The 26058-nt window shown below is 64.4% G+C and carries 16 protein-coding genes; 12 read left to right on the top strand and 4 right to left on the bottom strand.

Annotated elements, in window-relative coordinates:
• Positions 1–26: 26 nt before the first annotated feature.
• Entirely contained in the window at positions 27–1532 is a 1506-nt protein-coding gene (zwf, locus tag NGJ21_RS13750) for a glucose-6-phosphate dehydrogenase (protein WP_251962215.1), read from the bottom strand.
• Entirely contained in the window at positions 1529–2545 is a 1017-nt protein-coding gene (gnd, locus tag NGJ21_RS13745) for a phosphogluconate dehydrogenase (NAD(+)-dependent, decarboxylating) (RefSeq protein WP_487763050.1), read from the bottom strand. Before gnd ends, zwf begins: the two co-directional genes overlap by 4 nt.
• Before the next feature lie 170 nt (positions 2546–2715).
• Here gnd and NGJ21_RS13740 point away from each other — a divergent pair, with 170 nt between their 5' ends.
• From NGJ21_RS13740 to NGJ21_RS13685, 12 genes are all read left to right on the top strand, one after another.
• Positions 2716–2883, top strand: coding sequence for a DUF6026 family protein (locus tag NGJ21_RS13740; RefSeq protein ID WP_168216561.1), 168 nt, complete (start codon positions 2716–2718; stop codon positions 2881–2883).
• 127 nt (positions 2884–3010) lie between these two features.
• Positions 3011–3520 carry a sigma-70 family RNA polymerase sigma factor gene (locus NGJ21_RS13735; RefSeq protein WP_251962214.1) on the top strand — a complete coding sequence of 170 codons (510 nt, stop codon included), beginning with the start codon at positions 3011–3013 and terminating at the stop codon, positions 3518–3520.
• The gene (locus NGJ21_RS13730) at positions 3517–4446 is read left to right on the top strand and encodes a DUF4880 domain-containing protein (RefSeq protein WP_119688635.1); all 930 of its coding nucleotides are present in this window, start codon (positions 3517–3519) and stop codon (positions 4444–4446) included. The genes NGJ21_RS13735 and NGJ21_RS13730 overlap by 4 nt, the downstream gene beginning before the upstream one ends.
• A gap of 65 nt (positions 4447–4511) precedes the next feature.
• Entirely contained in the window at positions 4512–6839 is a 2328-nt protein-coding gene (locus NGJ21_RS13725) for a TonB-dependent siderophore receptor (protein ID WP_239539267.1), read from the top strand.
• Positions 6840–6852: 13 nt separating this feature from the next.
• Positions 6853–7683, top strand: coding sequence for an alpha/beta hydrolase (locus NGJ21_RS13720; protein WP_119689142.1), 831 nt, complete (start codon positions 6853–6855; stop codon positions 7681–7683).
• Positions 7684–8218: 535 nt separating this feature from the next.
• Positions 8219–9778 (top strand): glycogen synthase GlgA, encoded by a 1560-nt coding sequence (gene glgA / locus NGJ21_RS13715; protein WP_115275324.1) that lies wholly within the window; start codon positions 8219–8221, stop codon positions 9776–9778.
• Between the two features lie 14 nt (positions 9779–9792).
• Complete coding sequence (treZ, locus tag NGJ21_RS13710) at positions 9793–11535, top strand: malto-oligosyltrehalose trehalohydrolase (protein ID WP_115275325.1); 1743 nt, start codon at positions 9793–9795, stop codon at positions 11533–11535.
• Positions 11532–13601 carry a 4-alpha-glucanotransferase gene (malQ, locus tag NGJ21_RS13705; RefSeq protein ID WP_119688632.1) on the top strand — a complete coding sequence of 690 codons (2070 nt, stop codon included), beginning with the start codon at positions 11532–11534 and terminating at the stop codon, positions 13599–13601. Before treZ ends, malQ begins: the two co-directional genes overlap by 4 nt.
• Positions 13598–16372 carry a malto-oligosyltrehalose synthase gene (locus tag NGJ21_RS13700; RefSeq protein WP_237859972.1) on the top strand — a complete coding sequence of 925 codons (2775 nt, stop codon included), beginning with the start codon at positions 13598–13600 and terminating at the stop codon, positions 16370–16372. Before malQ ends, NGJ21_RS13700 begins: the two co-directional genes overlap by 4 nt.
• 14 nt (positions 16373–16386) lie before the next feature.
• Positions 16387–16671: a DUF2934 domain-containing protein gene (locus NGJ21_RS13695; RefSeq protein WP_046787285.1), complete on the top strand. Its 285-nt coding sequence runs from the start codon at positions 16387–16389 to the stop codon at positions 16669–16671.
• 144 nt (positions 16672–16815) lie between these two features.
• Positions 16816–18969: a glycogen debranching protein GlgX gene (gene glgX / locus NGJ21_RS13690; RefSeq protein WP_046787286.1), complete on the top strand. Its 2154-nt coding sequence runs from the start codon at positions 16816–16818 to the stop codon at positions 18967–18969.
• A 419-nt stretch (positions 18970–19388) separates the two neighbouring features.
• Positions 19389–20465, top strand: a complete 1077-nt coding sequence (locus tag NGJ21_RS13685) for an autotransporter domain-containing protein (protein WP_046787287.1) — start codon at positions 19389–19391, stop codon at positions 20463–20465.
• A 56-nt stretch (positions 20466–20521) separates the two neighbouring features.
• Here the strand turns inward: NGJ21_RS13685 and glgB are convergent, their stop codons facing one another.
• Positions 20522–22732: a 1,4-alpha-glucan branching protein GlgB gene (glgB, locus tag NGJ21_RS13680; protein WP_251962213.1), complete on the bottom strand. Its 2211-nt coding sequence runs from the start codon at positions 22730–22732 to the stop codon at positions 20522–20524.
• Positions 22733–26050: a maltose alpha-D-glucosyltransferase gene (gene treS, locus NGJ21_RS13675; protein WP_251962212.1), complete on the bottom strand. Its 3318-nt coding sequence runs from the start codon at positions 26048–26050 to the stop codon at positions 22733–22735.
• Positions 26051–26058 lie beyond the last annotated feature (8 nt).

The raw sequence follows: 26058 nt of genomic DNA, 5'->3' as shown, positions 1-26058 counted from the left end.
TCTGGCCCACACAGTGGGCCGTGCGATCATCCCAGCCGGTGCCACTCGCGCTTGTCACGGGCCAGCAACTCATTGCCGGCCGCTGGCCCATCCTCGCCCGCCGGGTACTCATGCACCTCGCCGTCCTGCGCCCAGGCATCCAGAAACGGCTGCACCGCACGCCAGCCGTTCTCGATGTTGTCGGCACGCTGGAACAAGGTCTGGTCGCCGGTCAGGCAGTCGTAGATCAAGGTCTCGTACCCTGTGGCCGGGGTCATCTTGAAAAAGTCCTTGTAGGCGAACCCCAGCTCGACGTTTTCCATCACCAGTTCCGGGCCCGGGCGCTTGGCTTGCAGGTCGAACCACATGCCTTCGTTGGGCTGGATCTGGATCTTCAGGTAGTTGGGCTTGGGCCGCTCCAGCTCCGATTCGCGAAACTGCGCGTAGGGCGCAGGCTTGAAGCAGATGGCAATTTCGGTGTCGCGCACGCTCATGCGTTTGCCGGTACGCAGGTAGAACGGCACGCCGGCCCAGCGCCAGTTGTCGATCATCACCTTCAGGGCCACGTAGGTTTCGGTCTGGCTGTCGGCCGCCACCCTGTCCTCCTGGCGATACCCGGCCAGGCGCTTGCGGCCCTGCTTGCCCGCGGTGTACTGGCCGCGCACGGAGTTCTTCAGGGCCATCTTCGTCGACCAGGGACGGATAGCGCCGATCACCTTGGCTTTTTCGCCGCGCACGGCATCTGCGCCAAAGGCTGCAGGCGGTTCCATGGCAACCATCGCCAGCAACTGGAACAGGTGGTTGGGCACCATGTCGCGCAAGGCACCGGTGTGGTCATAGAACCCACCGCGAGTCTCGACGCCCACCGTTTCGGCGGCCGTGATCTGCACATGGTCGATGTAGTGGTTGTTCCAGAACGACTCGAACAAGCCATTGGAAAAACGGCTGACCAGGATGTTCTGCACCGTCTCCTTGCCCAGATAATGGTCGATGCGGTAAATCTGCCGCTCGCTCATCACTTTGAGCAGGCAGGCATTGAGCGCCTCGGCACTGGCCAGGTCGGTGCCGAAGGGCTTTTCCACCACGACCCGGCGATAGCCCCCGCCAGACTCGTCGAGCAAACCGGCATCCCCCAGGCGCTGGGCAACCTCGGGGAAAAAGCGTGGCGAGGTAGCCAGGTAGAAAATGGCGTTGCCATGGCTGGTCTTGTCGATGCGCTTGGCCAGCGCGGTATAGGTGGCCGGGTCCAGGAAGTCGCCGGTCTGGTAGTCCAGGCGCTTGGCCAGGCGCGCCCAAAGTTTTTCGTCCAGGCACTTGGCTGCGCCCTCGCCGCCCTTGTCGCGTTCACGCATGAACGCGTGCAGGCGTTCGGCGAATTCATCGGCAGTGGCGGCATTATGGTCCACACCAACGATGCGCAGGTTGCGGTCGAGCAGGCCGTCCCGGCCCAGGTTGTACAGCGCCGGCATCAGCAGGCGCTTGACCAGGTCACCGTTGGCACCGAACAGGAACAAGGTACAAGGGCCGGCTGCAGGAATGGTCTGTCGGGTCATTGGCCTTTCTTCTCGACGTGGCCACCGAAGCCCAGGCGCATGGCCGAGAGGACCTTGTCGCCGTAGGTGCCCTGCTGCTGGCGTGAGCGGAACCGGGCGAACAACGCACTGGACAGGACAGGTACCGGCACGGCCTGCTCGACTGCTGCGTCGATCGTCCAGCGGCCTTCGCCACTGTCCGATACCGAGCCGCTGAACTGCGCCAGGTGCGGGTCGGCCACCAGGGCATCGGCGGTGAGGTCGAGCAGCCAGGAGGTGACCACGCTGCCACGGCGCCATACCTCGGCGATTTCGGCGACGTTCAGGTCGAAGCGCTGTTCTTGCGGTAGCTCATCGCCGCCTTTGCTGCGCAGCAGGTCAAAGCCTTCCGCGTAGGCCTGCATCAACCCGTATTCGATGCCGTTGTGCACCATCTTCACGTAGTGCCCGGCGCCGGGCGGGCCTGCATGGATGTAGCCATGTTCGGCGCGGTCGTGCTCACCTTCGCGCCCCTGGGTGCGCGGAATGTCGCCAACGCCCGGGGCCAGCGCCTTGAACAAAGGCTCCAGGCGCTCGAACACGTCCTTCTCACCGCCGATCATCATGCAGTAGCCACGGTCCAGGCCCCACACACCGCCAGAGGTACCGACGTCCAGGTAATGCAGCCCGCGCTTGGCCAGCTCGGCGGCGCGGCGCATGTCGTCCTTGTAGAAGGTGTTGCCACCGTCGATGATCGCATCGCCCGGTTCCAGCAGTTCGGCCAGCTGCGCGATGGTCTGCTCGGTAGGTTCGCCCGCCGGCAGCATTACCCATACCGCCCGCGGCGCCTTGAGCTTCTGCACCAGCGCGCCAAGGTCGTGAGCCCCTTGGGCGCCCTCGCCTTCCAGCCCGACGACTGCATCACGGTTACGGTCGTGCACGACCGTGCGGTGCCCGGCGCGCATCAGCCGCCTTGCAATATTGCCGCCCATGCGGCCCAGCCCGACGATTCCCAGTTGCATGAGCCGATGCTCCCCTTGAAAAATGAATGACAACACAGTCCAGCGTTTCAGATTAGTCCAGCACACCGCCCGAGGGTTCAGCGACGAACGGCGAGACAACGTTAAACAAAAAAGTTCCAATGAGCAGTGAAAGAATTCAGAATGCCCGCCGCGTGAAGCGACTACGCTTTGATTGTCACCAGCCAAAACCGCGAGGTGTTTACATGGGTACCTTGATGCCTGCCACTCCAACCCAGACCCTCTATGTCTCCGTGCGCCGTGATGAGCTGCGTAAATTGAAGGACGAACGCGACCAACTGCGCCAGCAAGTCGCTCAGTTGCACATGCAGCTGGAGCGGGCGCGCTCCGGCGATGAACCTGTAAGCCTCTGATTCATTCTCCCCCTGGTGGGAGCGTTAATGCTCCCACACTGCTGGCCCCCACAGAAAAAAGTTTGAATTGGGAACGATTCGCGTTTATCGTGCGCGCTTTCTCCATTCACCTGGCCCGGGGCGTTGCATGGCAGTGCATGAAACGGATGCGATCATTCCGCTTGAGGTCCTGTACGACACCCAGCGCGGCTGGCTGCACAACTGGCTGAAGCGTTCGCTGGGCTGCTCGCAACAGGCCGCAGACCTGGCCCAGGACACGTTCGTACGCCTGTTGGTGCGCAACCAGCCGATCAGTACCCAGGCGCCCCGCGCTCTGCTGGTACGCATCGCCCGCGGCCTTGTGGTCGACCATTGGCGGCGCGATGCACTGCAGCGCGCCTACCTGCAAACCTTGGCGCAGTTGCCCGAGGCCAGCTACCCGTCCCCGCACGTGCGCCACGAGGCCATGCAGTGCCTTGAGCGCATCGCGCAATTGCTCGATGGCCTCAAACCCACCGTGCGCGACGCCTTCCTGCTGTACCAGCTGGGCGGCCTGACCCATGCGCAAATAGCCGAACGGCTGGGGGTTTCCAGCCGCACGGTAGAGCGCCACGTAGCCAACGCGTTGCTGCACTGCTACCGGCTGTGCTTCGAGTGACCGCCGCGCCAGAGCGGCTGCCTGAAGCCATCGTGCGTACGGCCATCGAGTGGCAGATGCGCTTGCGGGCCAGCCCGGGCAATGTCGAGGTGTTCAGCCAGTTCAATGCCTGGCGGCTGCGTGATACACGGCATGACCTGGCCTGGCAGCGCATGCAGCAGGTCAGCGGGCACTTCCACAACGGGCACCTGCCCGATGCCACTTGCACGGCTGCCGTGCTGCGCCAGGCCGACGTCGACCTGAGCCGCCGCCGCACCCTCAAGCTGCTGGGCCTGGGCCTGACAGCGGGCGGCGCCACGCTGCTGATCGGCACTGCGCCCACCGCGTGGCGCAGTGACTTGACCACCGGTGTCGGCGAACAGCGGCAGTTGCGCCTGAACGGCGACCTTGAGTTGCAATTGAACACTGACAGCGCCGTTGACCTGCATGGCAGGGAAATCCGCCTGCGCAGTGGCGAAATGCTGGTCGATGGCGCCGACTGGCGCGTGCGCTGCCAGCAGGGCGTTTGCCAAGGCCACCAGGCGCGCGCCGTGCTGCGCGAGCGCGATGGTTACAGCGAGTTGCACGTCGAACGCGGTGAAGTGCTGGTGACTGCCGCTGCGGGCTCGCAGCGGGTGCAGGCTGGCAGCGGCCTTGCGCTCTACCCCTCGCGACTGGCGCCTCTGGGCGGCGGCGCCCTGGATCCGTTCGCCTGGAGCCGCGGCCTGCTGATCGTCAACGATATACCCCTGGCCGACTTCCTCGCCGAGGCCGCTCGCTACCGCCGTGGCTGGCTGCGCTGCGACCCGGCAGTGGCCGACCTGCGCCTGTCGGGCGTGTTCCACCTCGACCAGCCGGGGGCACTGCTGGACAACATCGCCCACCTGCTGCCTGTGCGTATCGACCAACGCACACGCTGGTGGGTGCGTATTTCATCCCAGGCATGAAAAAACTGTCGGACTTCACGCGCTCATCCGGTTAGGGATGATCACCTCCTCGAATGGATCGCTTCATGCTGCCTGCCCGACCGCCCCGCTGCTCCCGAACCTTGTCACGTGCCGTGTACCTTGCGTTGGCCCTGCACGCCGGCGGTGCGCTGGCCGCCACAGCGACCGCGCCGAGCATCCCGGCAGGCCCCTTGGGGCAGGCGCTGAGCACCTTCGCTGAACGTGCCGGGATCACCCTGTCCTTCTCGCCGGAGGCCGTGCGCGGCCTGAACAGCCCAGGGCTGGCCGGTGGCGGCCCGCTGGAAGACGGGCTGAACCAACTGCTCAGTGGCAGTGGCCTGCAACTGCACAAGTCCAGCGCCGGCTATGTCGTGCTGCCAGGCCAGGGCGACGCCAGCCTGCAGCTGGAGCCGATCAGCATCGACGCAACCGCCTCGCAAAGCGCCTTCGCGCCCGTCGAAGGCTACTTCGCCAGCAACGCCAGCAGCGCCACCAAGACCGACCGGCCCATCCTGGAAACCGCGCAGAGCATCAGCGTGGTCACCGCCGAGCAGATCGCCGACCGCAAGGTCGACCGCGTCGAGGATGCCGTGGCCTACACTGCCGGTGTACGGGTAGGCGCATCAGGCCTGGACCCACGTTTCGACATGATCAGCATCCGTGGCTTCGAAACCACCATGGGCGCGGACTTTCTCGATGGCCTGCGCCAACCCGGCAGCGGCTGGTTGTCGCTGTACCAGACCGAAGCCTACAACCTGGAGCGCATCGAAGTGCTCAAAGGCCCGTCGTCGGTGATGTACGGGCAGATCAGCCCCGGCGGCATGGTCAACCGGGTCAGCAAACGCCCTGGCCTGCAGGCAAAAAACGAAGTGCAGATCCAGTCGGGCAACTACAACCACCAACAAGGGCAATTCGACCTGGGTGGCAAGCTGAACGAGTCCGGCGACCTGCTATACCGCGTTGTGGGTGTGTACCGCGATGCCGAAAACTATATCGAGCAGTTGAACAACGACGTGCGCCTGATCGCACCCTCGCTGACCTGGCAGATCGACCCAGACACCAGCCTGACACTGCTGGCGCAATACCAGGAACGCGAGACAGCCGCCTCACCGATGCTCTACCAGCAGGGCGATCACCTGACCGATTTCTGGCAGGGTGACGAGTACTTCGACAAGCTGCAACAGCGCCAATGGACCTTCGGCTACGAATTCGAGCACACCTTCAACGACACCTTCAGCTTCCAGCAGAACCTGCGTTACGGCCAGGTCGATACCACCAACCAGTACCTGCAACCCTATCAGGAGCGCGAGGGGCACATCCTCGATCGCGATGCCATCGGTGTGTACGAAGACATGTCGAGTGTCTCGGCCGACACGCGCCTGGTCAGCCGCTTTGCAACAGGTACCCTGCACCACACCTTGCTGACCGGCGTGGACTACGGCTGGATCGACACCTCATTGTCGTATGCCAGCGGCCCGGCGCCGTCGATCGACCGCTTCGCGCCCGACTACCACCAACCGGTGGCCAAACCGGGTACGCCGCTGGCGGACGAAGATGGCCTGGAGCAACGCACCGGCCTGTACCTGCAGGACCAGATCGACCTCGACCGCTGGCGGCTTTCGGCCGGCTTGCGCCGCGACTTCGTGCACGTGCGGCGCAGCGACAACCTCAGCGGCATCAACCGCAAGACCAGTGACTCAGCCACCACTGGCTCGGTCGGCGCGCTCTACCTGTTCGACAACGGCCTGGCACCCTACGCCAGCTACGCCACCTCGTTCCAGCCACAGAGTGGCAGCGGTGCCTACAAACCCACCGAAGGCGAACAATACGAAGTGGGCTTGAAGTACCAGCCACCAGGCAGCGCAACGATGCTCACCGCCTCGCTGTACCACCTGACCCAGAAGAACGTGCTGACCCGCGACCTGGCCAACCCGATCAACAGTATCGCCACTGGCGAGCAGGTCTCCAAGGGCTTGGAACTGGAAGCCGTTTCCGACCTCAGCGACCGGCTGAAGATGACCGCCAGCTACAGCTTCAACGACCCCGAAGTGACTGAAAGCAACGATGGCAATGAAGGCAAGCAGCCACTGGACGTTCCCCGCCATCTTGCTTCTGTCTGGCTCGACTACCGCCTGCCGATGGGCGTAGGCGTCTCTGGCGGTGCCCGCTACACCGGCAGCAACTACGGCGATGCACAGAACACCGTGAAGAACGAAGGCTACACACTGGTCGATGCCGGCGTGCACTACGACTTCGGCGGCGGCCTGGACGGCGTTCGCCTGGCGCTCAATGCGCGCAACCTGTTCGACAAACGCTATATCAACTGCCAGCAGGGCTACTGCTACCGGGGTGAAGCGCGCAGCGTGGTCACCAGCCTTAGTTATCGCTGGTAAAGGGGGGATGAAAATGCGCACATTGATGATCTGGCTGGGCACTGCGCTGCTTGCCAGCCTGGCCCACGCCGCGCCGGTGACGCTGGACGGTACCGAGCAATGGTCGATGAAAAGTGCCGAGGGCCGCGAATACCGGATCATGATCAGCCTGCCGGAGGGCGATGTGCCCTGGACCGGCGGCTACCCGGTGATCTACCTGCTTGACGGCAACGCCTACTTCCCGGCGTTTCATGCCGCCAAGCGCGCTCAAGACCGGCTGCGCGGCGCGATACTGGTCGCCATCGGCTACCCCAGCGACACCCCACTGGACTTCGAACGCCGCGCCTTCGACCTGTCGCCACCGCAACCTGCCGAGCGCAACAAACCACCCCAAGGTGGCCAGGACCTGTTCCTGGACTTCATCGAAAAACGCCTGATGCCAAAGGTCAATGCCCGTTTCAAGGTCGATCAGGACCAGCGCAGCCTGGTCGGGCATTCGTTCGGTGGCATGTTCGGCGTGTATGCGCTGTTTACCCGACCGCAACTGTTCCAGCACGTGATCGCCATCAGCCCGAGCCTGTGGTGGCGTGACCGCTACCTGATGGCCCATGAGCGGACATTCACGCAGCGTGCCCACGCCGGGCAACTGGACCTGACCCATAGCAGCCTTACGCTGTTGATCGGTGACCGCGAGATGCCCCAGGAGATTCAGGATGCCCGGGCCCTGCAATTACGCCTGGAGGCACTGTCGCAGTACGGGCTGCGCAGTGATTTCCAGCTCGAGGCTGGGGAAGATCACATGTCGGTGCCGTTCAGGGTGCCGACACGGGTCCTGGATGAATTGATCAGTACCCGCAGGTTCTAGCTGCAGGTGTCGGCCTTTTCGCAGATCGACCTGCGAGAAGGCCAAAATGGGTAAGCCCCACCGTGCACCCTAACGGTGCATACACCCTTTTTCGCCACAAAATGGCCCCCCGAATTTTGCCTGCGCCCTCTCTTGGAACACCCCTTCTCAAAGCGATGACACACGCCAACGTTTGCGTCTATCTCGCGTCATAACGAAAGTGACCAGTGGGTCACCTTTTTTACTTCCGGTCTCCTACACTCAGCTTTCGGCCCGCGATTTGCTCAGGGAAGAGGCGACATGAAAAAAGTCGAACTTTTGCAAAAGGCGACGGGTCAGGAACTTTAAGTAGGCCAAAGCAATGGGATACCCCTCGCTGCAGCCCGCTCACTCCTTCCAGACCAAACGCTTTCGGCGGGAATGCCGATCGCGCCGTGCCTGCGCGCACGACCTTGGGGCAAGGACCGCACTACGAAGACACGAAACAGAGATAACCAGCACGAAATAAAGCAAACGGGTGCCAGCACTCGGCCACACCATAGGGACGGAGAGAAGTATGATCAGTGCCGCTGTCGAACCTCACGTAGATTCATTCAAACCGGAAAACCGCGAACCGCTCACCCCGGATTTCGCCACGACAGTCAAGGCACCCGGCGCCCAGCGCCAGCACAACCCCAACAAACGCAAGATCCTGTTCGTCACCTCCGAAATTGCCGACCTGATCAAGACCGGCGGCCTGGGTGACGTTTCGGCAGCACTGCCGCGGGCATTGGCGCACCTGCACGATGTCCGTGTGCTGATCCCCGGCTACAGCCAGGTGATGGAAAGCGACAACCCCATTCATATCGTCGGCGAACTCGGCGGCCATGCGGCCCTGCCGCCGTGCAAGATCGGCCGCATGGACATGGCTGACGGCCTGGTCATCTACGTGCTGATCTGCCCTGAACTGTACCAGCGCGACGGCACACCCTATGGTGCCAACAACGGTCGCGACTGGCCCGACAACCACATCCGCTTCGCCCGCCTTGGCCTTGCCGCGGCCGAGATTGCCGCCGGTGAAGGCAAGATCCACTGGAAGCCCGAAGTGGTGCACGCCCATGACTGGCCCGCAGGCCTGGCCCCGGCCTACATGCACTGGCGCGGCCTGAGCACCCCGACCTTGTTCACCATTCACAACCTGGCCTACCAAGGTGTGTACAGCCGCGCCTGCAGCCCGGAGCTGGCGATCCCTGACCATGCCATGCAGCAGGAAGGCATGGAGTTCTACGGCAAGCTGTCCTTCCTCAAGGCCGGCCTGGCCTACTCCAGCCACATCACCACCGTCAGTGCCACTTACGCCCGCGAAATCACCACGCCGGAATTCGGCTGCGGCCTGGATGGCTTCCTCGCCAGCAAGGCCCAGCAAGGCCTGCTCGGCGGCATCCCCAATGGCATCGACGAAAGCTGGGATTCGGCCACCGACCAGCATCTGCAGCACAACTTCAGCATCAACGACTGGGATGGCAAGGCGCGCAATGCCGAAGCAGTCCGCCGCCTGTTCGAACTCGAGCCAAGCGAAGGGCCACTGTTCGCCGTAGTCTCGCGGCTGGTGTTCCAGAAAGGCCTGGACCTGACCTTGGGCGTGGCCGACTACATCGTCGAACAGGGCGGGCAGATCGCGATCATCGGCCGTGGCGAGCCTGAAGAAGAGCAGGCCATGCGCGAACTGGCCCTGCGCCATCCCGGCCGCATCGGCGTGCGTATCGGCTTCAACGAAACCGATGCGCGGCGGATGTTCGCCGGCAGCGACTTCCTGCTGATGCCATCACGCTACGAGCCCTGCGGCCTGAGCCAGATGTATGCGCAGCGTTTTGGCTCACTGCCCGTAGCGCGCAACACCGGAGGCCTGGCCGACACGATCGAGAATGGCGTCACCGGTTTCCTGTTCGATGAGTCGACCGTGGAGAGTTACCGCGAAGCGCTGAGCCGTGCCTTCTATGTCTACGGCAAGAAAAACCTGCTCAACGCCATGCGCTGCCTGTCGATGACCCAGCCGTTCAACTGGTGCCAGGCGGTCGAACCCTACGCCCGCCTCTACGAGGACCTGGTCAAACAGGCACAGTTGAGCCACTACTGAGCGGGGAGTCGAAGATGCACAGGCATGGCGCACACCTACTGGACGCCACGTCGGCGCGCTTCGCCCTATGGGCGCCGGATGCGCGCAGCGTGAGCTTGGAACTGGAGCAGCAGCCGCCGATCGAGCTGCTGCCCGACGCAGATGGCTGGTATACCGGCGTTGCCCCGTGCCAGGCCGGTGACCGTTACCACTATCGCATCGACGGCGAGCTGCGGGTGGCCGACCCGGCCTCGCGTTACCAGCCCGAAGGCGTGCAGGGCCCGAGCCAGGTGGTCGACACCCAGGCTTACGCCTGGCAACACCCCTGGCGAGGCCGCCCTTGGCACGAAGCGGTGATTCAGGAACTGCACGTCGGCGTGCTCGAGGGCTACCCTGGTGTCGCCCGACATCTGCCGCGCCTGGCAGAGCTTGGCATCAGCGCCATCGAGCTGATGCCGCTGGGGCAGTTCCCTGGCGAGCGTAACTGGGGCTACGACGGCGTGCTGCCATTCGCGCCGCAGCACAGCTATGGCAGCCCAGAGCAATTGTGCGCGCTGGTCGACAACGCCCACGGCCAGGGCCTGATGGTAGTGGTGGACGTGGTCTACAACCACTTTGGGCCGCACGGCAACTACCTGCACCAGTACGCCAGCCCGTTCTTCCGTGAGGACCGGCAGACGCCCTGGGGCGCAGCCATTGACTTCCGCCGGCCAGAGGTGCGTGAGTTCTTCATCCAGAACGCTCTGATGTGGCTGTGCGACTACCGCTGCGACGGCCTGCGCCTGGATGCAGTGCATGCCATCGACCAGCCCGACTTCCTGGTCGAGCTGGCGCAACGGGTACGCGCTGCGGTGGAGCCTGGCCGCCAGGTGTGGCTGATGCTGGAGAATGAGCACAATCAGGCGTTCCTGCTGGAACAGGGCTTCGACGCCCAGTGGAACGACGATGGCCACAATGCACTGCACGTGCTACTCACGGGTGAAACCGAAGGGTACTACGCCGACTACCAGGACCTGCCGATCAACAAGCTGGCCCGCTGCCTGTCCGAAGGGTTCGTGTTCCAGGGCCAGGCCAACCGCCATGGTCACCCGCGCGGCGAACCAAGTGGCCACCTTGAGCCCAGCTCGTTCGTATTGTTTCTGCAAAACCACGACCAGATCGGCAACCGCGCCCTGGGCGAACGCCTGACACGCCTGTGCCCGGTCCCTGCCCTGCGCGCCGCTACCGGCCTGTTGCTGCTGTCGCCGATGATCCCGCTGTTGTTCATGGGTGACGAGGATGGCAGTTGCCGGCCGTTTCTGTTCTTCACCGACTTCCATGACGAGCTGGCCGATGCCGTGCGCGAAGGTCGGCGTGGCGAATTCGCCCACTTCACCGCGTTTGCCGATCCCGAGCAGCGCGAGCGCATCCCCGACCCCAATGCCGAGCAGACATTCCAGGCCTCACGGCCACAGCGTCAGGAAGTGATCGCCGGCTGGCACGGCCTTTATCAGCAACTGCTCGAACTGCGCCGGCGCCATGTCATACCGTACCTGCCTGGCAGCCGTGCGCTGGGCACCGACGTGCTGGGCGACAAGGCACTGACCGCACGCTGGCGCCTGGGCAATGGCAACACCCTGCGCATCGACCTGAACCTGGCCGCCACGCCACAGCCGGTCGAACTGCCCGCAGCCGAACACCGCCTGTTCGACAGTAGCGATACCACGCACCCCGACACCGCACTGTCTGCGTACAGCTGCGTGGTCAGCCTGCTTGCACCTGGCCAGGAGCGCCCATGAGTGAAACTGCATTACACCGCCTGGCCGCCCGCGTAGGGCTGGCCCGCGACTGGATCGACGCCAACAACAGGCCACAACAGGTCAGCGACGACGTGCTGCGCAAGGTCCTTGAAGCGCTTGGCCACCCGGCCAGTGACGACCGCGCCCTCCAGGACAGCCTGCGCGCCGTGGACGCCGCCGAAGACAGCGAACACTTACCGCCGCTATTGACTGCCGACCTGGGCCGGCCACTGGCACTGGCGCGCTACTTCAGCGCAGGCAGCGCCGCCCGCTGCACCCTGGAAGACCACAGCCAGCTCGACCTGACCCTCGACAACCAGGCACAACTGCCTGGCGCATTGCCCTTGGGCTATCACCGCGTCGATATCGATGGCCGTACTTTCACAGTGGCCGTGGCGCCGCTGCGTTGCCACAGCCTGGAGGACGCTGTCGAACAGCCGCCACCGCGCTGCTGGGGCATTGCGGTGCAGCTTTACAGCCTGCGCCGCCCAGGTGATGGCGGCTACGGCGACTGCCTGGCCCTGGAGCAACTGGCGCGCAGCGCCGCAGAGCGTGGTGCCGACGCCCTCGCCATCAGCCCGATCCACGCCCTGTCGGCGTTCGACCAGCAACACTACAGCCCCTACTCACCCTCCAGCCGCCTGCTGCTCAACCCCTTGTATGCCAGCCCCGCTGCCGTGCTCGGTGAACGTGCCGTGCGCATGGCCGTCGTGGCCTGTGGCCTGGAGCAAACCCTGGAAGACCTCGAGCAACGCCCGCTGGTCGACTGGCCACGCGCCGCCGACGCCCGCCTGCGCCTGCTCGACGCCCTGTACCAGAATTTCATCCAGGCTGATCACCCCCTGCGCAAAGACTTCGAGAGCTTCCGCGAGGCCGGTGGCCAGGCGCTGGAGCACCACTGCCGCTTTGAAGTGCTGCAGGCACAAGCCGTGGACGACGGCCTGGGCGCCGACTGGCGCAACTGGCCGAGCGCCTGGCACGACCCCTATCACCCAGAAGTGGAGGCCTTCGCCAGCGCGTATCCCGCCAAGGTCGAGTTCCATGCGTTCTGCCAGTGGCTGACCGAGCGCAGCCTGCAGCGCGCGCAGGAAGCCGCCCGTGGCAACGGCATGGCGGTCGGCCTGATCGCCGACCTGGCGGTGGGCGCCGACGGTGCCGGCAGCCAGGCCTGGAGCCGCCAGGACGAGTTGCTGGCCAACCTGAAGGTTGGCGCCCCGCCGGACATCCTCAACCGCAGCGGACAGGACTGGGGCATCTGCGCGTTCTCGCCCGAAGGCCTCAAACGCAATGGCTACCGCGCCTTCATCGAAATGCTGCGGGCCAACCTGGCCCATGCCGGCGGCCTGCGCATCGACCATGTGATGGGCCTGCGCCGCCTGTGGCTGATCCCCCGTGGCTGCAAGCCCGACGAAGGGGCCTACCTGCAGTATCCGCTGGAGGACCTGCTGCGCCTGCTGGCCCTGGAGTCGGTGCGGCACCAGGCAATCATCCTTGGTGAAGACCTGGGCACCGTGCCTGAAGGCCTGCGCGAACAACTGGCGGACAAGGCCGTGCTGGGCATGCGCGTGCTGCCTTTCGAGCAGGCCCAGCCCGGCCACTTCACGCCGATTCTCGACTGGCCGGACAAAGCCTTGGCCACCACCGGCACCCACGACCTGGCGCCCTTGGCCGGCTGGCTGCAAAGCCGCGACATCGACTGGAGCCAGCGCCTGCAACTGATCGATGACGCCACCGAGCTGCACTGGCGCCAGGCGCGACAGAAAGAGCGTGACGGCCTGCGCCGCACCCTGCAAGCCAATTACGGCCCACTAAAGGACAACGACCACTTGATCGATGCTGCCATCCGTTACGTTGGTCACACCCGCGCACCGCTGGTGCTGATCCCGCTCGAAGACCTGCTCGGCAGTGAAGAGCAACCCAACCTCCCTGGCACGACCGAAGGCCACCCCAACTGGCGCCGGCGGTTCGCGCCCCCGGTGCGCGAACTGCTCGACGATGAAGATGCCGCGCGCCGCCTGGAGCTGTTGGCCCAGGCCCGCGAACAAGCCTGGGAGCGTGACCGATGAAGCCGTTGTCCGCCACCCTGCGTCTGCAGTTGCACAGCGATTTCACCCTCGACCATGCACTGCCGCTGGTGCCCTACTTTGCCCAGCTGGGCATCAGCCACCTGTATGCCTCGCCGATCCTCAAGGCCCGCGCCGGCTCGCGCCACGGTTACGATGTGGTCGACCCGACCCAGGTCAACCCGGAGCTCGGTGGCGAGGCCGCCCTGGAGCGACTGGTGGCCGCCTTGCGCCAGCACGGCATGGGCCTGATCCTGGACACCGTCTCCAACCACATGGCCGTCGGCGGCGCCGACAACCCCTGGTGGCAGAGCTTGCTGGCGTGGGGCCGGCGCAGCCCCTACGCCGAGTTCTTCGATATCCAGTGGCACTCCAGCGACCCCCTGCTGGCCGGCCAGCTATTGCTGCCGTTTTTGGGCTGTGACTATGGCGCGGCGCTGAAAAATGGCGAAATTCCGCTGGAGTTCGACGAGCAACACGGCGTGCTGCAGGTGGCCCATTACGAGCACCGCTTCCCGATCTGCCCGGTTGACTATGGCTGGATTCTTTCCCTGAGCCCCGAGCCTGCCCTGCAGCGCCTGGCCGAGCACTTCACCGCACTGAACGATGCAGCCGACCCGCTGGCAGCGGCTTTGCCGGTGCAAGCCGAACTGGCCCGCCTGGTGCGCGAGGGCGCCGACCTGCAGTCTGCACTGCTCGCCTTCGACAGCCGCACCGAAAGCGGCTTCAAACGCCTGCACCTGCTGCTGGAACGCCAAACCTACCGCCTGGCCAGCTGGCGCACTGCCGCCGACGACATCAACTGGCGGCGTTTCTTCGACATCAACGAGCTGGGCGGTCTGCGCGTAGAGCGCTCGGTGGTATTCGAGGCGACCCATGCCAAGCTGTTCGAGCTGATTGAGCGAGGGTTGGTCGATGGCCTGCGTATCGATCATATCGACGGCCTGGCCGACCCACGCGGCTATTGCCGCAAGCTGCGCCGGCGGGTCGACGGTCTGCTTGCCAGGCGCCCCCTCAATGCGGCGCTTGAGCATTTCCCGATCTACGTCGAGAAGATTCTCGGCACCGATGAACACCTGCATCGCGACTGGCTCACCGACGGTACCACCGGCTACGAGTTCATGAACCAGGTCTCGCTGCTGCAGCACGACCCCGCCGGCGAAGCGCCGTTGACCGAGCTGTGGGCCACTGTCAGCGAGCGCCCGGACTTTCCGGAGGAAGTCCGCCAGGCCCGCTACCTGGTGCTCAATGCCAGCCTGGCCGGCGACTGCGAGTCGGTGGCCCAGGCGCTGCTGCACGTCGCGCGCGACGACTTGATGACCCGCGACCTGACCCTTGGGGCGATCCGCCGCGCGTTGCAGGCGCTGGTTGCCCACTACCCGGTGTACCGCACGTATTTCAATGCCTGCGGCCGCCCGGCCGAAGACGAGAAATTCTTCCAGCAGGCCTTGGCCAATGCCCGCCACGACCTCAGCGAAGCCGATTGGCCGCTGCTCGAGCAGCTTGAACAATGGCTCGGCGGCCAGGCATGGCGCGCACTGCCCCCCGGCCGGCCGCGCAAGCACCTGCGCCATGCCTGCGTGCGCTTTCAACAGCTCACCGCGCCCAGCGCCGCCAAAGCCGTGGAGGACACCACCTTCTATCGCTCGGCCCGCCTGCTGTCGCGCAATGACGTAGGCTTCGAGGCCGAGCGCTTCAGTGCCGGCCCCGAACACTTCCACAACGAGGCCCAGCGCCGCCTGCGCGACTTCCCCGACAACCTGCTGGCCACCGCCACCCATGACCACAAACGCGGCGAAGACACCCGCGCGCGGCTGGCCGTGCTGAGCGAACGCGGCCCCTGGTTCGCCAGCCGCGTGGAGCACTGGCGCGAGCTGGCTGCTCCGCTGCGTGAACAGCTGGACGACGGCGTTGCGCCGAGCCCGGGCGACGAGTTGCTGCTGTTGCAGACGCTGTTGGGCAGTTGGCCCCTGGACCTTGACCTGCACGACGATAACGCCCTGCAGCACTATGCCGGGCGCATCCGCCAATGGCAGCAGAAGGCGCTGCGCGAAGCCAAGCTGCGCAGCAGCTGGAACGCGCCGAACGAAGCCTACGAGGCCGCCTGCGCCGCCTATGTCGATGGCCTGTTACTCGGCCGCGAGAACCAGCAGTTACGCCAGTCCCTGGCCGACGCGGCGCAGTCGATCGCCACCCCCGGCGCCCTCAATGGCCTGGTCCAGGCCTTGCTGCGCAGCACCGTGCCCGGCGTGCCAGACCTTTACCAGGGCAATGAGTACTGGGATTTCAGCCTGGTCGACCCCGACAACCGCCGCCCCGTGGACTACGCTTGCAGGCGTCGCACGCTGGACGACGCCCTGCCCGTGGCAGAGCTGCTGGCGCACTGGCGCGACGGCCGCATCAAGCAGGCGCTGCTGGCGCGGCTGCTGGATTGCCGGCAGGCCCACGCCGAGCTGTTCCGCCGCGGTGCCTACCTGCCGCTGAACGTGCAGGGCCGCCATGCCGACAAGGTCGTGGCCTTTGCCCGGCTGGGTGAGGAACACCGCGCCATCGTCGTCGCCCCGCGCCTGGCCAGCGGCCTGTTGGGCGGCGCTGCTACACCGTTGATCCCGGCACAGAACTGGGACGACACCCGGGTGATTCTGCCGTTTGCCTTGTCGCCTGCCAACTCGATGGGACTTTTCCCAAGCGCGGTGGTCAGCCCTTCAAAGGAGCTGATGTTGAGCGCCGTGCTGTCGGAATTTCCGGTCAATGTGTTGATACAACAATCTTGAGCATCAGGAGCGTCATGATGAGTGTCGATGAAAAACGTATTCGCGAATTTGCCTACCAGATCTGGGAGTCTGAAGGTAAGCCTGTAGGCGAGGAAGAGCGCCACTGGGACATGGCCCGCAAGCTGGCCGAGGCCGAGGCGCTGGCGCCCAAGGCTGCGCCGCGCAAGAAGGCCGCCGCCAAGCCCAAGGTCGCGGCGGCGCCAAAAGCACCTGCCGAGCCCAAGGCGGCGGCGCTGCCAGGGGTGAAACCGGCCGCTGCGAAAAAGCCCAAGACGGTGAAGAAGCCGGCTGCTGGTTAAGCCGGTCCCGGCCCTATCGCCGGCAAGCCGGCTCCCACAAAGATCTCAAAGACCCTGGGATTGCGGTGGCAGCCGGCTTGCCGGCGATGGGGCCGGGACTGAAGGACCATCCGCCCCCTTCCCTACGGCCATCCGAGGACCGCCATGAGCCCCCGCATTCCCAAGAAAACCCGCTCCATCGCACCATCCCGCCTGCGCGAGGGCATGCCCTTCCCGCTCGGCGCCACCTGGGATGGGCTGGGGGTCAACTTCGCCCTGTTCTCAGCCAACGCCACCAAGGTCGAGCTGTGCCTGTTCGACTCCACAGGCGAGCAGGAACTCGAGCGCATCGAGCTGCCGGAGTACACCGACGAGATCTACCACGGCTACCTGCCTGACGCCCACCCGGGCCTGGTATACGGCTACCGTGTCTACGGCCCCTACGAGCCCGAGAACGGTCACCGCTTCAACCCCAACAAACTGCTGATCGACCCCTACGCCAAGCAACTGGTCGGCAGCCTGAAATGGTCCGAGGCACTGTTCGGCTACACCATCGGCCATCCCGACGGCGACCTGTCGTTCGACGAGCGCGACAGCGCGCCCTTCGTACCCAAATGCAAAGTCATCGACCCGGCCTTCACCTGGGGGCGCGACCAGCGCGTACAGATCCCTTGGGAGCGCACCATCCTCTATGAAGCGCATGCCCGCGGCATCAGCATGCGCCACCCTGCCGTGCCGGAAAAACTGCGCGGCACGTTCGCCGGCCTTGCCAACGACGAGTTGCTCAAGCACATCAAGGACCTTGGCGTTTCAAGCATCGAACTGTTGCCGATCCACGCTTTCGTCAATGACCAGCACCTGCTGGACAAAGGCCTGAACAATTACTGGGGCTACAACAGCATCGCCTTCTTCGCCCCGCACCCGCGCTACCTGGCCAGCGGCAAGATCGCCGAGTTCAAGGAAATGGTCGCGCACCTGCACGACGCCGGCCTCGAAGTGATCCTCGATGTGGTCTACAACCACACCGCCGAGGGCAACGAGCGTGGCCCGACGCTGTCCATGCGCGGTATCGACAATGCCTCGTACTACCGGCTGATGCCCGATGACAAACGCTATTACATCAACGATTCCGGCACCGGCAACACCCTGGACCTCAGCCACCCGTGCGTGCTGCAACTGGTGACCGACTCGCTGCGCTACTGGGCTGGCGAGATGCATGTGGACGGCTTCCGCTTCGACCTGGCGACCATCCTGGGCCGTTACCACGACGGCTACAGCGAACGCCACGGTTTCCTCGTCGCCTGTCGCCAGGACCCGATGCTCAGCCAGGTCAAGCTGATCGCCGAACCATGGGACTGCGGCCCAGGTGGCTATCAGGTGGGCAACTTCGCACCGGGCTGGGCGGAATGGAACGACCGCTTCCGCGACACCGTGCGCGCGTTCTGGAAAGGCGACGAAGGCCAGCTGGCCGACTTCGCCTCGCGCATGACCGCCTCGGGCGACATGTTCAACAACCGCGGCCGGCGCCCTTATGCCTCGGTCAACTTCGTCACTGCCCACGACGGTTTCACCCTGCGCGACCTGGTGTCGTACAACGGCAAACACAACGAAGACAATGACGAGAACAACCAGGACGGTACCGACAACAACCTGTCGTGGAACTGCGGCGCGGAAGGCCCCACCGACGACCCTGAAATCAATGCCCTGCGCATGCGCCAGATGCGCAACTTCTTCGCCACCCTGCTGCTGGCCCAAGGCACCCCTATGATCGTCGCTGGCGACGAGTTCAGCCGCACCCAGCACGGCAACAACAATGCCTACTGCCAGGACAGCGAGATCGGCTGGGTCAACTGGGACCTGGACGAAGAAGGCAAAGGCCTGCTGGCCTTCGTCAAGCGCCTGACCCGCCTGCGCCTGGCCTACCCGGTGCTGCGCCGCTCACGCTTTCTGGTCGGCGACTACAACGAGGCGATCGGGGTCAAGGACGTGACCTGGCTGGCGCCCGACGGCAGCGAGATGAGTGTGGAGCAGTGGGAAGACCCGCATGGGCGTTGCCTGGGCATGCTGATCGACGGCCGCGCCCAGGTCAGCGGCATCGCCCGGCCGGGTTCGGAGGCGACGGTGCTGCTGATCGTCAATGCGCACCACGATGTGGTGCCGTTCCTGCTGCCGACGGTACCGGACGGTGACTACTGGAGCTGCCTGGTGGACACCGACCGGCCGGAACTGCGCAAAGGGCAACACTTGCCATTCGACAGCACGTTCCAGGTCCAGGGGCGCTCGTTGCTGCTGATGGTGCTGCAGCGCGAGGAGGACTGAACCGGGGTTGGCTCAACCGGCCCTGGACCGAACGGATCTCAGGGCCGGGCTGCGCCTGGCCACCTTGGACGCACGGCTCGCACCCGGCGTAACAGCGGCGCTAGCAATGTTTCGGCATAGCCAGGGTGCAGGAAATAGCGAACGCCGCTATGCGCGTAGTGTTTTCGCCAGAAATCATGGTGTTAACTCTGCGCCCTGAAGCTCCCCGCCTGTTTAACACTTTCTTGACGCAAGCCCTTACCTCTCCTTAGCTAAAGATTATCTAGTCGTAAAAAAATTGCGCCGGGCCTTTAGCTCGCGCCTTCGTGCGTGCTTGAGAAAGCTGGCGTACTGGTTTGGGTCGCCCTGTGTTTAGCCGTACAGCTCGTGACAACAGGCCAGGTCCTTGGGCTGTACAACAAAAACACAGGAGATCCGCCATGAAAAGCACCTCGAACCCGTTGCGCTTCGACCGTATTTTCTACGCGGTTTCCACGTCGATGCTTCTGGCAACCCCGGTGGAAACCTTCGCCTCCCCATTGCTGGACGACCCCAGCTCCCCCCTGTTCCTGCAGCAGCCGGCAATGGCTCAGCTGTCGCTTGACCCCGTCAGCGCCAGCGGCCTGAGCCTGGGTACACTGACAGCCTTCAGCAACAAGATGGCCGAACGCCATGGCCCGCTGGCGCCCGACCTGATAGCCAGCCAATGGGCGCAGTTTTTCCCAGGCACACCTCGCCCGGGTGCGCAGGCCCCCGAGCAGCTGGAAGCACCCAGCCAGCAACTGACGATTGGCCCGGACCTGTTCGTGCGTGAAACCAGCGGCGGCAATGTGCACCGCGCGGGCATTTTCGTGGGGCATAACAATCTGCAAAGCAGCTTGAAGGGCAGCCGTGTGATGCTCGGCGACAAGCAGCGCAATGCAGTGAACCTCAGCGGCGAGAGCCTGGGGGTGTACTGGAGCATGACCCATGATCAGGGCTGGCACGTGGACGCTGTAGCCATGGGCACGCGCATCGATGTGCTGGGCCGGGGCGAGACGGGCCAGCGGGTGAACGACAGCGGCCATGCGATGACGTTTTCCGTGGAGGGGGGGTACCCGATCCGCCTGGGTGGCAGTTGGGTGATCGAACCCCAGGCACAGTTGATCAACCAGCAGTTCTTCCCTGGCAACCAGGTGCAGGAAGAGACGCTGCAGGCGTTCGACAGCCAGCCAACCTGGAGCGGCCGGGTCGGTGCCAAGTTGTCCGGGCGCTACGAAGTGCGGGGAATGCCCATCGAACCGTATGTGCGGACCAACGTCTGGTATGACTTCAGCGATGCCGACGAGGTCAAGCTGGACCAGGTCGACAAGATATCCGGCTCGCGCTATTCGACCACGGTGGAACTGGGGTTGGGCCTGGTGGCGCGGGTGACACCTTCCATGGCGTTGTTTGTCAGTGCCGATTACAGCAGTGATGTGGATGACAACGATCTGAATGGGTTGATCGGCAGCCTGGGGGTCAGGATGCGCTGGTGATCAGTGTGGCCTCTTCGCGGGACAAGCCCGCCAAGAGGCCAACTCAGGCCCAAGGATCAGGCGGGTTTCATCACCAGTACACCCAGCGGCGGCAGGTTCAGGGCCAGCGAAAGCGGTTGCCCGTGGCTGGCGACCTCGTCACTCTCCACCGCGCCAAGGTTGCCCACATTCGACCCGGCATACAACTCGGCGTCGCTGTTGAGCAGCTCTTGCCAGCGCTCACCGAACGGCACGCCGATCCGGTACCCCTCGCGCGGTACCGGGGTGAAGTTGGCCACCACCAGCAATGGCTCACCGTTACTGCTCCAGCGCAGCCAGGCATACACACAGTTTTGCGCGTCATCACCGATCAGCCACTGGAAACCTTGCGGCTGGCAATCTTGCTCATGCAATGCCGGCAGTTCACGGTACAGCCGGTTCAGGTCACCCACCAGGCGTTGCACGCCCTGGTGCTCGGGGTACTGCAGCAGGTACCAGTCCAACTGGTGGTCATGGTTCCATTCCCGCCATTGGCCGAACTCACAGCCCATGAACAACAGCTTCTTGCCCGGGTGAGTCCACATGAAGGTCAGGTAAGCCCGCAGGTTGGCGAACTTCTGCCAACGATCACCGGGCATCTTGTCGATCAGCGAATGCTTGCCGTGCACCACTTCATCGTGGGAAATGGGCAGGATGAAATGTTCGGAATAGGCATAGATCAGGCCGAAGCTCATCTCGTTGTGGTGATAGCTGCGGTGCACCGGGTCGTTCTGGATGTAGTGCAGGGTGTCGTGCATCCAGCCCATGTTCCACTTGTAGGCGAAGCCCAGGCCACCTTGCTGGGTGGGCTGGCTGACACCCGGCCAGGCGGTGGATTCTTCGGCGATGATCAGCGCGCCCGGCGCTTCATGGGCGGCCACACCGTTGAGGTGGCGGATGAAATCGATGGCCTCCAGGTTCTCGCGCCCACCATGGCGGTTGGGCACCCATTCGCCAGCCTTGCGCGAATAGTCGCGGTACAGCATCGAGGCCACCGCATCGACCCGCAGGCCATCGATATGGAAGTGCTTGAGCCAGTGCAGTGCCGAAGCCAGCATGAAACCGCGTACTTCGTTGCGGCCCAGGTTGTAGATCAACGTGTTCCAGTCCTGGTGGAAGCCCTCCAGGGGGTTGTCGTACTCGTAAAGAGCGGTGCCGTCGAAGCGCGCCAGGCCATGCTCGTCCGTAGGGAAATGCGCCGGCACCCAGTCGAGGATTACACCGATACCGCCCTGGTGGCAGGCGTCGATGAACGCGGCAAAGTCTTCTGGCGTGCCGTAGCGCGAGGTCGGCGCGAACATCGACAAGGGCTGGTAGCCCCATGAGCCACCGAACGGATGCTCCATGATCGGCAGCAACTCGATGTGGGTGAAGTTGAGCTTCTGCACGTAGGGCACAAGGCGCTCGGCCAGCTCGCGCCAATTGTAGAAGCGCGACACTTCACCCAAGTCATCCAGCTCGCACTGCCAGGAGCCTGGGTGCAGTTCATAAATCGACAGCGGCGCACTGTAGGCATGGCGCTGGGCGCGGTGTTCCATCCACTCCTGGTCTTGCCATGAATGGCTGAGTTCGCCGGCCACCTTCGATGCGGTGCTGGGCGGCAGCTCAGTGGCGCGGGCAAGCGGGTCGGCCTTCAGCGGCAGCACGCCCTCCTTGCCCAGCACCTCGAATTTGTAGGTTTCGCCTACGCCCAGGCGCGGCACGAACAGTTCCCACACCCCGGCACTGTGCCGTAGGCGCATCGGGTGACGACGGCCGTCCCAATTGTTGAAGTCGCCCACCACCGACACGCGCCGCGCATTGGGCGCCCATACCGAAAAGCACACGCCATGGACGCCGTCGACCTCAATGGGCTGGGCGCCGAAGCGCCCGGACAGGTCGCGGTGGTTGCCCTCGGCAAACAGGTGGAGGTCCATGTCGCCCAATTGCGGGCCGAAGCTATACGGGTCTTCGGTCACCTGCTCGCCACCGGCCCAGCCGATCTGCAACAGGTACGGCTGTGCATCATCCAGGTGCGCGGTAAACAACCCGGGCAGGCTGCCCTGCTGCATGTCAGCAAGCACACGCCCGTCATCGCGGGCCAGCACCCGGGCGCTCAGGGCAGCTGGCAGAAAAGCGCGGACCCACAGCCCGCCCGCGCCATCGCCATGGGGGCCAAGTACTGCAAAAGGATCGGCGTGCTCGGCGCGGGCAAGGGCATCGAGCTCCCGCTGCCGAAGGCCACCGTTATCACGCGTGGTTGCATTCATCTATGACTCTCCCCAGGTACTGATCAATCCATGCAAGCCATGCAAAGGCACGGCCAGCCAACTTGGCCGGTTTTCGGCTTCATAAGTAATCTCGTAGGCGGCCTTTTCCAGGCAGAACAGTTCCAGTGCGGCGCGTTCGCCCTCGGCCTGTTGCCAGGCGTGAGGCATGGCGGCGGTGGCCAGGCCGTAGGCTTCGACGAAGGCATGGCGCGACTGGTGCAGGTACTGCCGGGCGACCCGCTGACGAGCCTGCCGTGCCGCCTCGGAAGCGTCTACCGCCGAGGCGCTGCGCAGGATCATCGCAGCAGCATAGTCGAAGGATCGCAACACGCCGCTGACATCCTTGTACGGGCTGTGCTTGGCCCGCCGCTCTTGCAGCGCACGCGAAGGCTCGCCTTCGAAATCGATGAGGTAGGCATCCCCTTGCACCACCAGCACCTGACCCAGGTGCAGGTCGCCGTGAACCCGCATCAGCAGGCCACCCTGGGCCTGCCTGGCCAGGTTTGCGATGTGCTGGGCAAGGCCTTCCCGTTGCTGTTGCAGGTCGTCGACCAACGCCTGGCTGTCGTTGTCCAGGTTGTCGCGGTGCTGCGCCAGCAAGTCCAGGGCATGGCAGAGCTCGCTGCTGATCTGTTGTGCCCAGCGCTCGCTGTCTTCGCCATCGCTGCTGCGCGGCCGGAAGGCGGGGTCGTCGGTCGGGGCGGCCAGCAACAGATGCATCTCGCCCAGACGCTGGCCAAGCAAGGCAGCAAAACCGTTGAGCTCGGCCAGTGCGTCGGTATGCGCTTCACCATCGTTGCTGGATGGCTCCATCTCGTCGCGGATGGCCCGCTCCAGCGTGTTCTGGGTCCAGGCCCAGGCGTCGCCCTGGTTACTCAGATAACCCTGGGCGATCATCAGCAGGTGCGGTGCGTCCGCTTCATCCACCCGGCTGACCCAGGCCAGCAGTGGCGAGATATTGGCGAACCCGGCGGCGGTGAGGTAGGCGCTCATTTCCAGCTCCGGGTGAACCCCCGGGTTGACCCGGCGGATCAGCTTGAGCACCACGCGATCGCCCACCACTACCGAACTGTTGGACTGCTCGGCGCTCAGGTAGCGCACAGCGCTGTCTTCATCGAGGCCCAGGCTGGCCAGCGGTTCGGTGCAGTGGAAGCGCAGCTCGCCCTGGCCATTGCCACAGGGCAGGCGCAGGCCGTCCTGGCAGGCGCGCAGCACAGCGCGAATAAAGGGTTCGAGCACAAAGGCATCGGTGATCAGGCCCACCTGACGGCCACGGCGTACCCGCGACAGCGCCAGTTGTTGCGGCAACGCGCTGCTGATCTGGTCTTCAGGCAGCAGCCCGAACGGCAACTGGTAACGGTTGGCCACGCCATCGCCCAGCACTTCGATTTCGCTGAGCAGCACGGGTGTCGTGGCGGTGCCCAAGCGCACGCCGTAACACAGGCGCACCTGGTCGACAGGCCCTTCCTTGCCGGCGAACCAGCGCCGTTTGGGCAGGTATTGCGGCAGAATCGCGCCTTGCAATGTATCGCTCGAAGGCGTTTCGAGCAGCTCTTCCATGCGTTTGCGCAGCACTAGCGTAGTCAATTCCGGCAACCCCTCGGTAGCTTGAACATGCCAGCTGGGCATGCGGTCGTGCGCTGCCAGCAAGAACCAGTAGAAGGCATAAGGCGGCAACGTCAGCAGGAACGGCAGCTGGCCGATCGGCGGGAAGGCGCTGCCGCCGAGCATCTCCACTGGCACCTTGTCGGCGTACTGGGACAATTCAAGTTCTGCGGCCTGCGCCGCACGCGACACATTGGCAACACACAGAATGACTTCGCTGTTGCCCTCGGCATCGGTGTACTCGCGGATGTACGCCAGGATGCGGCGATTGCTCGGGGTGAGCGTACGCAAGGTGCCGCGGCCGAAGGCTTTCTGCTGGTTGCGCACCGCCAGCAGGCGGCGGTTCCAGTTGAGCAGCGAATGCGGGTCGTGGGCCTGCGCCTCGACGTTGACAGTCTGGTAGCCGTACAGCGGGTCCATGATCGGCGGCAGTACCAGGCGCTGCGGGTCGGCCTTGGAGAAACCGCCGTTGCGGTCCGGCGACCACTGCATGGGGGTACGCACACCGTCACGGTCGCCCAGGTAGATGTTGTCGCCCATGCCCAGTTCGTCACCGTAGTACAGGGTCGGCGTGCCGGGCATCGACAGCAGCAGGCTGGTGAGCAGCTCGATGCGCCGGCGGTCGCGTTGCAGCAACGGCGCCAGGCGGCGGCGAATACCCAGGTTGATGCGCGCGCGACGGTCTTGGGCGTAGTAGTTCCACAGGTAATCGCGCTCGCGATCGGTGACCATCTCAAGGGTCAGCTCATCGTGGTTGCGCAGGAAGATGGCCCACTGGCAATTGGCCGGAATTTCCGGGGTCTGGCGCAGGATGTCGGTGATAGGGAAGCGGTCTTCCATGGCCAAGGCCATGTACATGCGCGGCATCAACGGGAAGTGAAAGGCCATGTGACACTCGTCGCCATCGCCTTCGCCAAAGTACGGGCGCGTGTCCTCGGGCCACTGATTGGCCTCGGCGAGCAGCATGCGGTCGGGGTAATTGGCATCGATCTCGGCACGAATCGCCTTGAGCACCTTGTGGGTCTCGGGGAGGTTCTCGTTGTTGGTACCATCGCGCTCGATGAGGTAGGGGATGGCGTCCAGGCGCAAGCCGTCGACGCCCAGGTCCAGCCAGAAGCGCATCACCCCGATCACGGCCTTGAGCACTTGCGGGTTGTCGAAATTCAGGTCCGGCTGGTGCGAGTAGAAGCGGTGCCAGAAGTACTGGCCGGCCACCGGGTCCCAGGTCCAGTTGGACTTCTCGGTGTCGAGGAAGATGATCCGCGTACCGTCGTATTGCTGGTCGTCATCCGACCACACGTAGAAGTCGCGGGCCTTGCTGCCGCGCTTGGCATGGCGGGCGCGCTGGAACCAGGGGTGCTGGTCGCTGGTGTGGTTGATGACCAGCTCGGTAATCACCCGCAACCCGCGCTTGTGCGCCTCGGCGATGAAACGCTTGGCATCGGCCATGCTGCCGTAGTCGGGATGTACGGCTTTGTATTCAGCGATGTCATAACCGTCGTCGCGCCGTGGGGAGGGGTAGAACGGCAACAGCCAGAGGGTGTTGACGCCAAGATCGGCGATGTAGTCGAGCTTGCTGATCAGGCCGGCGAAGTCACCTATACCGTCGTTGTTGGCATCGAAGAACGACTTGATGTGCAGCTGGTAGATCACGGCGTCCTTGTACCACAACGGGTCGTCGAGGAAGGCTGCCGGGCGGGAACGCTTGGCCATGTGCGACT

The organism is Pseudomonas sp. Marseille-Q5299 (assembly GCF_943737035.1).
In the GTDB taxonomy this organism is placed as follows: Bacteria; Pseudomonadota; Gammaproteobacteria; order Pseudomonadales; family Pseudomonadaceae; genus Aquipseudomonas; species Aquipseudomonas putida_E.
The sequence above is the reverse complement of the archived record's forward strand: the minus strand, read 5'-3'. Positions and strand labels throughout refer to the sequence as shown.